This is a genomic window from Gammaproteobacteria bacterium (genome assembly GCA_029884425.1).
In the GTDB taxonomy this organism is placed as follows: domain Bacteria; phylum Pseudomonadota; class Gammaproteobacteria; order S012-40; family S012-40; genus JAOUHV01.
In genome coordinates, this window is record JAOUHV010000066.1 from 1 (window position 1) to 13,045 (window position 13,045).

18 protein-coding genes are annotated in these 13,045 nt (G+C 48.9%); 2 read left to right on the forward strand and 16 right to left on the reverse strand.

What is annotated here, in order from left to right:
• Positions 1 to 71: 71 nt before the first annotated feature.
• The 4 genes from OEW58_13045 to OEW58_13060 all read right to left on the reverse strand — a co-directional run bounded on the left by OEW58_13045 (position 72) and on the right by OEW58_13060 (position 3,635).
• Positions 72 to 872 carry an MOSC N-terminal beta barrel domain-containing protein gene (locus OEW58_13045; protein ID MDH5302277.1) on the reverse strand — a complete coding sequence of 267 codons (801 nt, stop codon included), beginning with the start codon at positions 870 to 872 and terminating at the stop codon, positions 72 to 74.
• Positions 872 to 1,426, reverse strand: a complete 555-nt coding sequence (locus OEW58_13050; protein ID MDH5302278.1) for a DUF1415 domain-containing protein — start codon at positions 1,424 to 1,426, stop codon at positions 872 to 874. Before OEW58_13050 ends, OEW58_13045 begins: the two co-directional genes overlap by 1 nt.
• A gap of 105 nt (positions 1,427 to 1,531) precedes the next feature.
• The gene (ppnN, locus tag OEW58_13055; GenBank protein ID MDH5302279.1) at positions 1,532 to 2,902 is read right to left on the reverse strand and encodes a nucleotide 5'-monophosphate nucleosidase PpnN; all 1,371 of its coding nucleotides are present in this window, start codon (positions 2,900 to 2,902) and stop codon (positions 1,532 to 1,534) included.
• Positions 2,903 to 3,080: 178 nt separating this feature from the next.
• Positions 3,081 to 3,635 carry a YecA family protein gene (locus tag OEW58_13060; GenBank protein ID MDH5302280.1) on the reverse strand — a complete coding sequence of 185 codons (555 nt, stop codon included), beginning with the start codon at positions 3,633 to 3,635 and terminating at the stop codon, positions 3,081 to 3,083.
• 170 nt (positions 3,636 to 3,805) lie between these two features.
• On the opposite strand from OEW58_13060, the gene OEW58_13065 reads away from it, so the two are divergent.
• Positions 3,806 to 4,513: a DUF3581 domain-containing protein gene (locus OEW58_13065; protein ID MDH5302281.1), complete on the forward strand. Its 708-nt coding sequence runs from the start codon at positions 3,806 to 3,808 to the stop codon at positions 4,511 to 4,513.
• A 75-nt stretch (positions 4,514 to 4,588) separates the two neighbouring features.
• On the opposite strand, the gene OEW58_13070 is transcribed toward OEW58_13065, so the two are convergent.
• From OEW58_13070 to OEW58_13090, 5 genes are all read right to left on the reverse strand, one after another.
• Positions 4,589 to 5,251 (reverse strand): DUF480 domain-containing protein, encoded by a 663-nt coding sequence (locus tag OEW58_13070; protein MDH5302282.1) that lies wholly within the window; start codon positions 5,249 to 5,251, stop codon positions 4,589 to 4,591.
• Between the two features lie 171 nt (positions 5,252 to 5,422).
• Positions 5,423 to 5,728, reverse strand: a complete 306-nt coding sequence (locus OEW58_13075) for a hypothetical protein (GenBank protein ID MDH5302283.1) — start codon at positions 5,726 to 5,728, stop codon at positions 5,423 to 5,425.
• A 44-nt stretch (positions 5,729 to 5,772) separates the two neighbouring features.
• Positions 5,773 to 6,192, reverse strand: a complete 420-nt coding sequence (locus OEW58_13080) for a hypothetical protein (protein ID MDH5302284.1) — start codon at positions 6,190 to 6,192, stop codon at positions 5,773 to 5,775.
• A 10-nt stretch (positions 6,193 to 6,202) separates the two neighbouring features.
• On the reverse strand, positions 6,203 to 6,484 hold the full coding sequence (locus tag OEW58_13085) for a peptidylprolyl isomerase (GenBank protein MDH5302285.1): 282 nt from the start codon (positions 6,482 to 6,484) through the stop codon (positions 6,203 to 6,205).
• An 84-nt stretch (positions 6,485 to 6,568) separates the two neighbouring features.
• Positions 6,569 to 7,261 (reverse strand): TIGR02453 family protein, encoded by a 693-nt coding sequence (locus tag OEW58_13090; protein MDH5302286.1) that lies wholly within the window; start codon positions 7,259 to 7,261, stop codon positions 6,569 to 6,571.
• Between the two features lie 97 nt (positions 7,262 to 7,358).
• Between OEW58_13090 and OEW58_13095 the strand changes: the two genes are divergently transcribed.
• The gene (locus OEW58_13095) at positions 7,359 to 8,012 is read left to right on the forward strand and encodes a 2OG-Fe(II) oxygenase (GenBank protein ID MDH5302287.1); all 654 of its coding nucleotides are present in this window, start codon (positions 7,359 to 7,361) and stop codon (positions 8,010 to 8,012) included.
• 11 nt (positions 8,013 to 8,023) lie between these two features.
• Here OEW58_13095 and OEW58_13100 read toward each other — a convergent pair whose 3' ends face one another.
• The 7 genes from OEW58_13100 to lgt form a co-directional block, all read right to left on the reverse strand.
• On the reverse strand, positions 8,024 to 8,917 hold the full coding sequence (locus OEW58_13100) for a response regulator (GenBank protein ID MDH5302288.1): 894 nt from the start codon (positions 8,915 to 8,917) through the stop codon (positions 8,024 to 8,026).
• A gap of 150 nt (positions 8,918 to 9,067) precedes the next feature.
• Positions 9,068 to 9,682 carry a response regulator gene (locus tag OEW58_13105; GenBank protein ID MDH5302289.1) on the reverse strand — a complete coding sequence of 205 codons (615 nt, stop codon included), beginning with the start codon at positions 9,680 to 9,682 and terminating at the stop codon, positions 9,068 to 9,070.
• Between the two features lie 180 nt (positions 9,683 to 9,862).
• The gene (locus OEW58_13110; protein MDH5302290.1) at positions 9,863 to 10,600 is read right to left on the reverse strand and encodes an LrgB family protein; all 738 of its coding nucleotides are present in this window, start codon (positions 10,598 to 10,600) and stop codon (positions 9,863 to 9,865) included.
• Positions 10,590 to 10,958 (reverse strand): CidA/LrgA family protein, encoded by a 369-nt coding sequence (locus tag OEW58_13115; protein MDH5302291.1) that lies wholly within the window; start codon positions 10,956 to 10,958, stop codon positions 10,590 to 10,592. The genes OEW58_13110 and OEW58_13115 overlap by 11 nt, the downstream gene beginning before the upstream one ends.
• A gap of 123 nt (positions 10,959 to 11,081) precedes the next feature.
• Positions 11,082 to 11,573 (reverse strand): type 3 dihydrofolate reductase, encoded by a 492-nt coding sequence (gene folA / locus OEW58_13120; protein MDH5302292.1) that lies wholly within the window; start codon positions 11,571 to 11,573, stop codon positions 11,082 to 11,084.
• A complete protein-coding gene (gene thyA / locus OEW58_13125; GenBank protein MDH5302293.1) occupies positions 11,573 to 12,466 on the reverse strand; it encodes a thymidylate synthase in 894 nt (297 codons plus the stop codon). The genes folA and thyA overlap by 1 nt, the downstream gene beginning before the upstream one ends.
• Positions 12,467 to 12,483: 17 nt before the next feature.
• A partial coding sequence (lgt, locus tag OEW58_13130) for a prolipoprotein diacylglyceryl transferase (GenBank protein MDH5302294.1) occupies positions 12,484 to 13,045 on the reverse strand: 562 nt, incomplete at its 5' end.

Below are 13,045 nucleotides of genomic sequence, written 5' to 3' on the forward strand. Positions count from 1 at the left end.
TAAGCGCCTTGCAAACACTGCCTGCATCGATCTCACACACACATCAATCACGTCGGTGATTCAATCTGAATCTAGGCAATAATTTCCAGTCGATCGCCGATGGCCAAGCTGCCTCGACCTTCGTGAACCACGTTCTGACCAAACATCACTTTATTTTCCTGACGGCGAAACGTGGTCAATGTTGCCACAGGCTCAGACTGAGTCTGCGCGCTTTGCTGATCAATATTAGGAATAATACAGCGACTGCATGGCTTGACGACACGTAAACGCAACGATCCCAACGCCAGCGTTTTCCAGCCATCTTCCGCGAAAGGCAGACAGCCCTTGACCACTAGATTAGGCCGAAATCTGTCCATGGTCACAGGTGCTGCGAGTCGATTATTCAAATCACTCAATGATGCTTCAGAGATTAGCAAAATGGGAAAGCCATCACTCAACGCAGTCAACTCACCAGCGCGCGCATAGGTCGTATCCACCTGCCTAACCGACTCCTCCGGGAAGTACACCAAACGGCACGAGCATCCCAGAAATTGCTGCAACCAACGCGCGGCATCATCACCCGCATCAATGGCGGCACATTCATCATTCCAGATCTGTACAACCGTGGATTCCGCATAAAACGGCGCAGGTGTATGCAGCACGTCCATCCCGGGCGCAGTTAAAGTGAGGCTGTCATTTTCATCGGTTTGTGCCTGCAACAAACACATTCTAGGTAAGCGGCGTTGGGTCAAAAATCGTCCCGCATCATCCACCACCATCCAACGTCGATCGCCGACAAAACCAAAACGATCGAGTTCAATCCGTTCAACCTGAACGCCAGCAGCCGACTTGAGTGGATAAATTGTGAGTCCTGAAACTTCAACAAACGCCATCACTTCTCTCCCGCTATGCAACCAGCCAAAATTTCTCGCATAACCTCCAACCCCTTACTGCGGGCAAGCTCCATGTTGCGCACAGGAATCGCCTCAGGATTTGGGAAACGACGCAACACCTCTTCCATGCTCGCTTCACGAATAATGTGCAGCGTGGGACAGGGCGAACGATTGGTGTAGTTGGCAGCATCCGTCGCATCGCTGTCAGCAAAACAATAGTCAGGATGAAAATGCGCCAATTGATAGGTGCCCACATAGCCCTGCATTTCCAGCAAGCGATCGGCATAATCCAGCAGCGTGAGAAAATCGTCAAAACGCTCAAAGCCATGGCTAAACACCAGCAGAGTCGTTTCAATATTGCCGTCTTCATCCATCAAACGCCACTCATCAGCCAGGCGATGTAGCGCAGCCTCCATGGTCGTCGCATCACTGACAGAAATTCGCAGGGTATTTTGTACCAGCTCATTTTTGGCAAATGGGCAAAAATTCAAGCCAACAATAACCTGCTCCACCCAGCGCCTAGTCTGTCTTTCTGCCTGCTGTTCGTCGACCATACACCTACCTCCGGCATCAACGTCCTGAAATCTCAACGTCTAGTGTACTACATCAGCAAAAAAAACGGCCGGATAAACCGGCCGTCATGCATTTGCACATTTTGATCACTTGATGATGCGGTAGCAGGGAATATATTCCTTGCCAGGCAGTTTCATGCGTTGCTGCTTCACAAAGGAACTGAGCAAGGCATCCAGCGGTTCCATCACCGCAGGGTCACCGTGAATTTCAAAATGACCATGCTTTTCGATGTTGCGGATACCGTCTTCCTTCACGTTACCGGCGACAATTCCGGAAAATGCGCGTCGCAGGTTCGCTGCCAACATGTGGGTTTCCTGGTTTTTATGCAGTGCCAGGCTGGCCATATTCTCGTGTGTCGGCTCAAATGGCTTCTGGAATTCGTGCTCAATTTTCAGGCGCCAGTTGAAATAATACGCATCGGCTGTTGAACGACGATATTCGCGAACGGTTTCTATGCCCTTGATCACTTCACGAGCCACGGCAGCAGGATCGTTGACGATGATCTTGTACATGCGCTGCGCTTCTTCGCCCAACGTCAGGCCGATAAAGTCATTTATTTGCTTGAAGTATTCACGCGCACTTTCTGGTCCGGTCAAAATAAATGGGAACGGTACATCGGCATTTTCCGGATGTAACAAAATACCCAACAAATACAAAATTTCTTCCGCCGTTCCCGCACCGCCAGGAAACACCACAATGCCATGTCCCATACGCACGAAGCTTTCCAGACGCTTTTCTATATCCGGCAAAATCACCAGATCATTCACAATCGGATTGGGCGACTCGGCGGCAATAATGCCTGGCTCTGACAAACCAACATAACGTCCATTTTTAATTCGCTGCTTGGCGTGCGCAATGTTTGCCCCTTTCATCGGGCCTTTCATCGCACCAGGACCACATCCAGTGCAAATATCCAAACCACGCAGCCCCATTTCATAGCCAACATGCTTGGTGTATTCGTATTCATGTCGCTTGATCGAATGCCCGCCCCAGCACACCACCAAATTGGGATTGGGTGCAGGCGCTAATACACCGGCATTGCGCAGAATGTGGAACACCGCATTGGTGATGCCTTCGGAATCGTCCAAACGGAATTTCGGATTGTCTTCAATTTCATCGCTGATGTAGACAATATCCCGCAGCACGGTAAACAAATGCTCGTTAATGCCCTTAATCATTTTGCCGTCAACAAAGGCGTTAGCGGGCGCGCCCTTCACTTCCAGCTTTATGCCGCGCTCTTGGGGAACAATACGGATTTCGAAATCCTTGTATTTGTCCATCAGCGCCTTGCCGTCGTCCATCGTGTTACCGCAGTTCAACACGGCCAGCGAGCAATTGCGAAAAATGTTGTACAGCCCCCCCTGGCTATTATCGAGCAGTTTTGCGACTTCTGCCTGTGACAGAATATCCAGACGGCCTTCGGGTGTAATGCGGGCGTCTACTGTTTCTGGTTTCATATAAATTACCTCTCTCGCTCACTGCTTCATTCGATGAATGCTAGGCATAAAAGATGCCGTAACACTCAAAAAGCACAGAAAAACCTAAGAATCTCAACTGGATAAATTATGATCAATTGATGACTATCAAAAAAAACCCCGCTCGGTAGGCGGGGTTAGGCTTGAGACTCCGCTGGCACTAGTGCCAGTAGTCGTACAAGCTGTTGACTGATCCTGGAATCAGGTCAACCAGGGACTCGTAGTCCTCTTCATCCAAATCGGTGTCTTCATCTTCACTGTAGGTCAGAGCCAGCTTGGCGATCGGTGCCAGCAACTCCTGCTGTTCTCTGGGCAAATCTTCCCAGCGATCCTGCTCTTCAGCCACGCCCAGCATAAATCCGTAGCACCAACCCTCGGGAATCTCGAGGATCTCGCCGTTTTCCTCTTCTTCAATCACCAGAGGTTCAAAACGACGACCCGCCTCCAGACCCGTTGCAATTTCATCGTACATCCGCAACAGAAGGTCTTCGATGCGATCGCGCTCAGCATCGTTGGCAAAATCGGCCTCCGCCAGCACTGCAGACAACCATTCCTGATGCTCAATCTGGGCATCAGACACCACCAGCGCCGAGATATAGCCATGCGCTTCGTCCACGGACAGAGCGCCGCTCTGTTCATCGGTAGACAACAAAAAATCGTCCAGTTCAACCAACTCCTGGTCAGTTAACGGCTGATTTGCTTGGGTTTTGGTCATTTAGGCAGTCCCCGAATACGGCTTGGCATGAGTGCCGGAAGTGCGGTGAAGCATACCATACTTGTTTCAATGAGTAACGCCCCGAAGCTCAACATTTCGTTATTTCAATCAGCCTGCTATGATTAGCCCTGATTTGTCCTTCAAACCGCCCCAAGCACCTGAACGAGTCCATGCTGCTAGAAAATTATTACTCTGAACACGCTGACGGCATCCACTTTTCCCGTCAGCAAGCCAGCTCATTTGCCAAAGACATGGCAGGTGACTTTAATCCCATTCATGATCACGATGCCAAGCGTTTTTGCGTTCCCGGCGACTTGCTGTTTTCGCTGGTGCTCAACAAGTACGGGCTTAGCCAGAATATGCGTTTTGTGTTTCAAGGCATGGTGTCGGAAGAAAGCACGATTATTTTGCCAGACACCAATGGCGACGAATTTTCGATCAGTGACAGTCGCGGCAAAGATTATCTGAGTGTTGCCCGCCACGGCGAGCGTACACTCGATCCTCAAACCATCGCCAATCTGACCAGCGCCTATGTTGCGTTTTCAGGACAAACCTTCCCGCATATTTTGGTTCCATTGATGGCCAATCATCAGGTGATGATTAATCCTGATCGCCCCTTGGTGATTTACGAAAGCATGGTCATTCAGCTTGATCGACTGGATTTCACCAAGCCTTCACTGGAACTCAGCCAGGCCACCTTGGCCGTCGACGGCAAGCGCGGCGATGCACAATTGAAGTTTCAACTGCTCTGCAACGGCAACGTCGTCGGTAGCGGTGAAAAAAATATGGTGCTAAGTGGTTTGCGGGAATATGACGAGGAAAAACTACAGCAGTTGGTTGACCTCTACAACTCGCGCAAAAATAGCTACACGTCTTGAACTATTTTTGCCATTTCGCCAGATCATCAAACCATCAGCTGCACCGTATCGGGCAGCTGATTTGTCCAGGAATCATCACTGAAGCTGCTGTTTGAGCTGCGCAAGTTGCTGTTCCAGCGCTTCCACTCGGGCTTCCAAAGCCTCTATTCTGCTCGGCTCGCCTGAACCACCACTGGCGTGGTGACTAACGCTCACATGAATGGCATCGCGCATACTCGTCACGTATTCATCATCTGCAAACAAGTGCATGTACCGGCTTTCGCGTTTACCGGTTTCGCGCGGCAATTTTTCAACCAGCGCGCCATCTTCTCTGGCTGCCAATTGCTCAAGCACCATCTCCACTTCCTGCGCATCCGCAAAGTGATGATAACGCTCACAGCGAGTCCGCAATTCGCCCGGCGTTTGCGGGCCACGCAGCATCAAAACGGCGACAATACCGAACTCGCCTGGCGAGAGTTTCAATTTACTGAATTCGGTATTGCAAAAGCGATGTTGATATTTGGCGACCCGACTGCCAAAACCGCTTTTGTCGGTGAGCAAATGTTTTTTTAATAACTGATCAACCACATCTTGAACTTCTGACTCCGACAAAGACAACACCGGATCACGGTTGCTTTTTTGGTTAACTGCATTGCAAAGTGCATTCAATGAAAGAGGATACTGGTCTGGCGTCGTTACTTCCTTTTCCATCATACAGCCCAACACCCTCGCCTCTAAGGCATTCAGCAGCGTTTTCACAAAACATCTCTCCCTTGAGTCTGGTTTTTGCCATGTTCAAACATTATTGGGATAAATGCAATTATCGCGCTCGATACAGCTACGGCGTATCAAGTTGGCAGCGACAGGCTATTTTAATATAGCGACAATCTGAACGGCGGGAAGCTTGAGGACAGCAGAAATCGGGGGCGTCTATTCAACGACCGCTTCGACACCAGTCTCATGAAGCTGCAGAGTCTGGTGTTTGCATTTTGGGCAATGCAGCGAACTATCCAGATCAGGAATAAGAAAAATATCGGCACTCCCACAGCAGGGGCAGGCAAACAACTGATACTCGTGGGCACAATGCGAATACGCCGCATGATCAGAAACCGAAATCATCTGATTGCAAGAACAACACTGGGCAATCGCCCAGTTTTCACCGTGCGAATTCAGCCCATCAACCAGTCCATCGATTTTGTATCCGCAATCACAAACGGCTTGGTAAAACGCCGGCATTACCGCTTCCTTTTCTTCTAAAATCGTCGTCGTGTGGCAACTTGCTACACCGGTTGTACCGACACCAACATCGACACTTCGCGCAACAACAGCAACAGCGCCAGAGACATCATCATCATGCCGATCATTTTCGCCCTGGGCCCACTGATCAGCTTCACCGAAAATGGCAGTTTGATATGTTTGGGTGGCAGACGTTGCGCCTGCATAACCACATAACCCAGCCACAAAAACATCAAGATCGGCAAGCTGCGAGCAACGCCAAATGCAATGGTTGCCACATAGTGTTTCTTTTGATTAAACGCATCAATCGCCGCCAGCGATCGATCCAGCGGCAGCATGGTCATCAAAAAATCAATCATCGGTTCCAGCCAAAGCAGGAACGCGATATACAGCCCCAGAAATACCAGCCAGTTTTTTAGTACTGCCGGATCACCGGGTACAATTTCGTCACGTGGATTGCGCAAAACAGACCACCTAGTTCGTGCGGCTTGTAACCTCGATCAAATGGTAACCAAATTGCGTTTGTACCGGACCTTGGACTTGTCCTACCGGTGCGCTGAACACAACGCGATCAAATTCCTCGACCATCATCCCCGGACCAAAAGAACCCAGGGCACCGCCCTGACGCCCAGAGGGACAGGTTGAATACTTTTTAGCCAACTCGGCAAAATCCTCACCGGCTTCAATCCTTGCCTTCAACTCCAGACACAATGGCTGGGTTTCAACCAAAATATGACGCGCGCTTGCTTGTGACATGTCTTTATCCAATTTCGCCAACTATTCGACTCTGGATTATGCCCGAAACAGTCGCCAGGCTCGATACCTCATTGGCGTTTTTTTCTAAAAACGAACTTCCAACGCCCGACACAAAAACTTCATCAAGGGCGCCACGGCTTCGAAAGTCGCTGCCACCTGCGAAACGAATTCTGGCTGGCATGCCTCGCACTCGGTCGCCTGCCCCATGGCATAATAGCTTTTTCTTTTAATATCAGTGATAAAGGGGTGATCCTCGGCAAATCCCCGCGGCACCTTGATCAAACCATCGCCCTCAACCCCGTGGGTGCGCAATTTGAAATCCGGATTTTCCACCACCTGCTCCCAGGATTTAGGAAAAGCCTGAATCACCATCCTCACCTTGTTGAGCACAGGCGTGGGTGGCATCCAAATGCCGCCGCCGAAGAAAATATTATCCGGCTCCAGATGGACGTAAAACCCCGGCGCGTGAGCATCCTTGCCGACCTCATGGCGAAACTGACAGCCGACATTTTCCTTATAGGGCCGCTTGTCCTTGGCAAACCGGGTATCCCGATAGATACGAAACATCGAGCCGCCATGGGCCTTGGCCACCACCTGAAAATAGGGCGAAACCTCCCGCATCGGTTCTACCATTGCCGCAATAAAAGCCACCATCGGCTCAACCACGTCCTGCTGGTAACGATCCCGGTTCTGTTCAAACCATGCCTTGTTGTTATTTTTCAGATCCCGCAAAAACTGGAACAGCTTGGGCGAAAATCCTTCAAAGGACGTATTCATGAACACCTCGTAAAAAATAAATCGCTCGCCGCTTATGGACGACAATCAGCCAATTTTCGGGTATAACTGCGGTAAATACTATCGAGGAAAAACAGCCTTGAATCCTGCGACCGATACGTCAGAACCAACCATATTTGAACACATCGTCAACACCCTGGTCACACAACAGTATGCCGTTATCGACCAGGCATTGCCCAGCGAGTTACTGGCCAAGCTGGAAAAACATTTTTTATCGCTGGATAACTCGCAATTCAAACGTGCAGGTATTGGCCGAGCTGACCAATTTCACACCAATGATGATATCAGGACCGACGTTATTCACTGGCTTAACAAAGATGATACTGCCACGGCAGATTACTTTAACTGGATGGAGTCACTGCGACAACACGTCAATCGCGAGCTGTTCTTGGGATTGTTTGACTACGAATGTCACTACGCGCACTTTCCGCAGGGCAGCTATTACAAACGTCACGTCGATGCCTTCAAAGGACAAGGCAATCGACGCTTAACAACAATTCTGTATCTTAATCATGACTGGAAAAAAAGCGACGGCGGTGATCTAAAAATGTACCGCAATGAAAACGATGTTGAACCTTTTGCCGAAATATTGCCCACATTTGGGCGACTGGTGGTTTTTTTAAGTGAAAGTTTCCCACACGAAGTCTGTACAGCGCATCGTTCACGTCGAAGCATCACCGGCTGGTTTCGCATCAACAACAGCAGTGGACGCCATGTCGACCCCGACCGATAATCTGGCGCAAACTAGTTGCGCCGTTTATTGTTGTTTCGCCGCGAATCTTTGCGTGTGCTGCGCGCAACCTGCTTGTTCTTTATTTTCGCCATAAAATCGACATACTGATTAATTTCTTTGGCGATATCGCGACTACTGCCATGATTATCTCTGGCCATTTCGCGAATCACTTCATACGCTTCTTCCGGAGAAATCGCCAAATACGCCGAAAGCGCTCCACGTGCTGTGCAAATGTCACAACATTGGTCAAACCCCATCCCCACCCTGGTATGCTTCACCTGCTTGAGCGCAGCCATCATCACGCCTTGCACTTGCGAAAATGACATGGGTTTGGCGATGAACGAAAGACATCCAGCTTCAATAACACGCTGCAAGCTTTTCAAATCAGATAACGATGTTGCTGCAACAAAAGGAATACCTTTTAACCGTAACTCCCTAGCTACAGAAAAGCCGTCCACATCCGGCATCACCATATCCAGCAGCACAATATCAGGCCGATGATTATTACAAAATGCCAGGGCTTCCTCGCCCCCTGCTACTTCATGAATCGTTGCATCAACACTATCTTCCAGCACGGTTTTTATCATGGAGCGAACCGACATTTCGTCATCGACAATCAGGACACTGGCGCGACGCTGACTCGCATTTGTCCAAGGTCCAATTTGCGGATAGCCCTGATGAAGAATGTTCAATGCGTTAACAATTGAACACAGGTTGTGATCAAACGATACGTGTTCACCTGATTCAAGGTAGGTATTGCCAAAATGATCCGTGTAAAAGCGAGTGGAATCGGCAAGACTAGCGGCATCGGCAACATGGCTTAAAACCTGGTGCCTCAGTAATTGATACAGTCGCTGTTCGTCTGTACTTGTAGCTAAATGGGAATTGTTTTTATTTTGGTCCATCAAACCATCTCCGCGCAGACATGCTCGCATGGTGCAAGCAAAAAATCCTTCTGCACGCGGAAGACGGACGTGCCCTGTTGACGGCGGATATTATGGACCGAAAACGTTGATAAAATACAATATTAACAACCGATTAGCAAGCCCCTCGCGCTATGAGCGTTTTTTCTGGCGCATCTGCCGCGCCTCGCGCTTTTGGTTGGCTCTGGCCAGAAAATCAAGAAACTGATTCACCACTTGGGCGGTATCCTTTACATTTCCATGGACATCTCTGGCCATCTCTTTGAGCAGATCAAATGACTGATCTGGATGAATGGAAAAATAGGCGGAGATAGCACCTCGCGCCGTACCAATATCGGCGGCCGAATCGGCATATCGTTGAATCTCACGCACATGGGCAATACGTGACAAGGCGGAGATAACCGTACCAAGCAACTGCTGACGACTCACCGGTTTAGCCAAAAAGGAAAAACTACCCAAGTCAACAAGGTGGCGAATATGCTCACTTTCCACCAATGCTGTCATCGCTACAAACGGTATCGCCGCTCGTTTCAGTTGCTTCGCAACCTCAAAGCCATCCATGCCGGTCATTACAACGTCCAGCAGCACCAAATCAGGGGAATACTCTCGACAGAGTTTTAACGCATCTTTCCCGTTCGCCGCTTGTAATAAATCGCACGACAGTTCTGCGCCCAAAACCGTTGCAACAAACTGACGAATTTCCATATCATCATCCACTACTAGCAGTTTGTACCGAACATCAGCCATGATTCATTCCTCCTGGCCTACTGTTACGGCGGCAATATGCTATTTTTTATGCTTTACTTTCTGAGGGTTATCACAATCTCACTGAAAAATAATGCGTTTAAAAATAAGGATAAATCAACTATTAAATTCTTGCGTTGAACCCGGCAGTTCTTAAAAAAACTCTAGGGCCAATATGTAACATCACTGTAAAAATAAGGCCCAATATTTAACGATCCAAGGCAGCATCAATGCCGTCACCAGAGCCGATAACGCCATTGCCAATCCAGAAAATGCACCCATTTGCGAACTGATCTGAAAGGCGCGAGCGGTACCTATTCCATGCGCAGTCACCCCCATGGCAATGCCCTTCACTGCATCATCCTTGATTCTGAACAATTCAAATAATTTCGCGCCCAAAACCGCACCCAAAATACCCGTCGTCACCACCAGAACCGCCGTGAGCGAGGGCAATCCACCAATTTTTTCAGACACGCCCATAGCCACAGGTGCCGTCACCGATTTTGGAGCAAGAGATAACTGTGTTTCCAGGCTAGCGCCAAGCATCGCTGCGACAGCTACTGCACTTAACGAAGCAATGACCACTCCGCCAACAATCGCCAACAGCACCGGCATCCACAAGGTACGAATTCGCCCTGCCTGTTGATACAGCGGCACCGCCAGTGCAACGGTTGCTGGACCTAACAAAAAGTGAACAAACTTGGCGCCCTCAAAATATTCCCGGTAATCAATATCTGCCAGCAGTAAAAAAATAATCAGCATTGCAACTGCGCTTACCACCGGATTGAACAAAGGATTGGAATTGGTTTTCACATATAGCTTGTAGGCGATGGTATAAGCTACCAATGTCATTGTCAGCCCCAGCAACGGTGAAGCCGACAAATACACCCACAACAATGCCAAATTAGAATTATCGGTCATTGGTGATCCTTTTGTTCGTGATCCGCGACAACCCTATCATGATAAACGCCGTGGAGATCATCGTTACCACCGTACTGACAATCAGGGCGACACCAATAGGAATCCACTCGTCACTAATCCGCGAAAAATGCACCATTAAACCAACGCCGGCAGGCACAAATAACAACGACAAATGACTCAGCAAGGCATTGGCACCGGCTTCCACCGCCTCGGGCACACCTTTACGAATCATCAACGTCACAAACAGCATGAACATACCCAGCACAGGTCCGGGAATAGAAATGCCGAGAGAAATTACGGTCACTTCACCGATCAATTGATACACTAACAAAATGGTGATGCCATTTATGAAATTCATGGAATACTCACACTCAACATTTAGCAACAACGATTGCTGTTGAACAGAAATACGTTTGTCGCCCCCCTATAAAAACAAGTGCGACAATATTGTAAATCTAGCAGAAGATGGACAATTAAAAAATCAAGGAAGGCGTTGTAGGACTACAAATAAATAGGGGTACGCGTGCTTCTCGTCGGCCTGATGGATTTCACGAGATACAATTTGGTAATGATTATTGTTGAACTCGGGAAACCAGGCGTCCGCATCAAACTCACCATCAACGTAGGTAAGATACAAACGATCGGCTTTGGGTAACAGTTGCTGATAGAACGAGGCCCCGCCAATAATCATAACCTCATCCACATCGCCCGCTGCTGCAATCGCCTGATCGACATCATGCACAACCACCGCACCGGGCGCATGATATTGTCTGTCATGAGTCACCACTATATTCAGTCGATTCGGCAGTGGCTTGCTGCCGAACGACTCAAAGGTTTTTCGCCCCATAATAATGGGTTTGCCTTTGGTATTGGCGACAAACCATTTCATGTCATTGGGCAGTTTCCACAATAATTGGTTGTCTTTACCAATTTCGCGGTTCCTGCCCATGGCGGCGATCATTGAAATCATCATCACACAGCCACCGGTGCTGAAATGGCAGGATGTGGATCGTAGCCAAGCAAATCAAAATCCTCGACCGTGTAGTCGAACAAGCTCGCGGCTTTACGCTTGATCTGTAACGATGGTAAAGCTTTTGGTTCGCGGGACAACTGCAATGCCGCCTGTTCAACATGATTTGTGTACAAATGCACATCCGCACCAAACCAAATAAACTCGCCAACCTCTAATCCAGCCTGTTGGGCAAAAATATGCGTCATTAACGCACCGTTCACAATATTAAACGGCACACCGAGCAGGATATCCGCACTGCGCTGATACAACGCCAGGGATAATTTTCCACCACCGACATAAAACTGATAGGTTTTGTGGCAAGGCGGCAGCGCCATGTCATCCAGTTGCGCGACATTCCAGCCTTCAATAATCAAGCGACGCGAGGTTGGATTGTTATTCAACATATCCAGCACCTGGCTAACCTGGTCAATTTCTGCGCCGGATGCCGTAGGCCAGTGACGCCATTGAAATCCATAAACCGGGCCCAAGTCACCCCATTGCTGGGCAAACTGCGCATCGGCCAAGATGCGCTGTTCAAATTCCTGCATGGAAATTTTTTCACCGCTGGCATCAACAAATTTTTTATGCGGCCAATCGGACCAGATATGGACATTTTGCTCGAGAAGCTCGCGCACATTGCGACCGCCACTCAACATCCACAAAATTTCTTTGATCGCGGTTTTCCAATACACTCGTTTGGTGGTGAAGGCAGGAAACGCCTCTTGCAAATTAAACCGCATGGTGACGCCAAACGTGGCACGGGTACCCACACCAGTACGATCAACCCGCTCATCACCGTGTTCCAGCAAATAACGCAACGTATCCAAATATTGTTGTTCGGGATGCAAACTCACACAAAACTCCTAACTTTTTAGCGCTTATAGGCAATAGCCAACATGATTGCGCCTGCGATAATCATCGGAATAGACAATAGTTGTCCCATCGTCATCCAGTCGAATGCAATAAATCCTAACTGCGCATCGGGCTGACGGAAAAATTCATTGAAACTACGGAACACACCAAACAGGATCAGGAACATGGCAGATACAGCCATGGCCGGGCGTTTTTTCTTCGAGTACAACCACAGCATAATAAAGACCACGATTCCTTCCAGCACACCTTGATATAACATTGAAGGGTGACGCACCAGATTGTCCACGTGCGGAAAAACCATCCCCCAAGCTACATCAGTAGGACGTCCCCAAAGTTCGCCATTGATAAAATTTCCCATGCGTCCAAAGAAATAACCCAGCGGCACCAACGGCGCGACAAAATCAGCAACATTAAAGAAGCCAACTTTTTTCTTTCTGGCAAACAGCAGCATCGCCACGATCACGCCGATCAATCCACCGTGGAATGACATGCCGCCCTGCCATATGCGGAACAGCATCAACGGATCTTCAAGAAATGACGAGAAATTGTAGAACAGGATA

Bases quoted from the DNA above. Each gene is read 5' to 3' on its own strand.
- OEW58_13110 (MDH5302290.1), bottom strand. From the start codon at position 10,600: ATGACCGATAATTCTAATTTGGCATTGTTGTGGGTGTATTTGTCGGCT.
- OEW58_13090 (MDH5302286.1), bottom strand. From the start codon at position 7,261: ATGAATACGTCCTTTGAAGGATTTTCGCCCAAGCTGTTCCAGTTTTTG.
- ppnN (MDH5302279.1), bottom strand. From the start codon at position 2,902: ATGAAACCAGAAACAGTAGACGCCCGCATTACACCCGAAGGCCGTCTG.
- OEW58_13075 (MDH5302283.1), bottom strand. From the start codon at position 5,728: ATGCCGGCGTTTTACCAAGCCGTTTGTGATTGCGGATACAAAATCGAT.
- OEW58_13050 (MDH5302278.1), bottom strand. From the start codon at position 1,426: ATGGTCGACGAACAGCAGGCAGAAAGACAGACTAGGCGCTGGGTGGAG.
- OEW58_13060 (MDH5302280.1), bottom strand. From the start codon at position 3,635: ATGACCAAAACCCAAGCAAATCAGCCGTTAACTGACCAGGAGTTGGTT.
- OEW58_13100 (MDH5302288.1), bottom strand. From the start codon at position 8,917: ATGGACCAAAATAAAAACAATTCCCATTTAGCTACAAGTACAGACGAA.
- OEW58_13105 (MDH5302289.1), bottom strand. From the start codon at position 9,682: ATGGCTGATGTTCGGTACAAACTGCTAGTAGTGGATGATGATATGGAA.
- folA (MDH5302292.1), bottom strand. From the start codon at position 11,573: ATGATGATTTCAATGATCGCCGCCATGGGCAGGAACCGCGAAATTGGT.
- OEW58_13045 (MDH5302277.1), bottom strand. From the start codon at position 872: ATGGCGTTTGTTGAAGTTTCAGGACTCACAATTTATCCACTCAAGTCG.
- OEW58_13065 (MDH5302281.1), top strand. From the start codon at position 3,806: ATGCTGCTAGAAAATTATTACTCTGAACACGCTGACGGCATCCACTTT.
- OEW58_13085 (MDH5302285.1), bottom strand. From the start codon at position 6,484: ATGTCACAAGCAAGCGCGCGTCATATTTTGGTTGAAACCCAGCCATTG.
- OEW58_13115 (MDH5302291.1), bottom strand. From the start codon at position 10,958: ATGAATTTCATAAATGGCATCACCATTTTGTTAGTGTATCAATTGATC.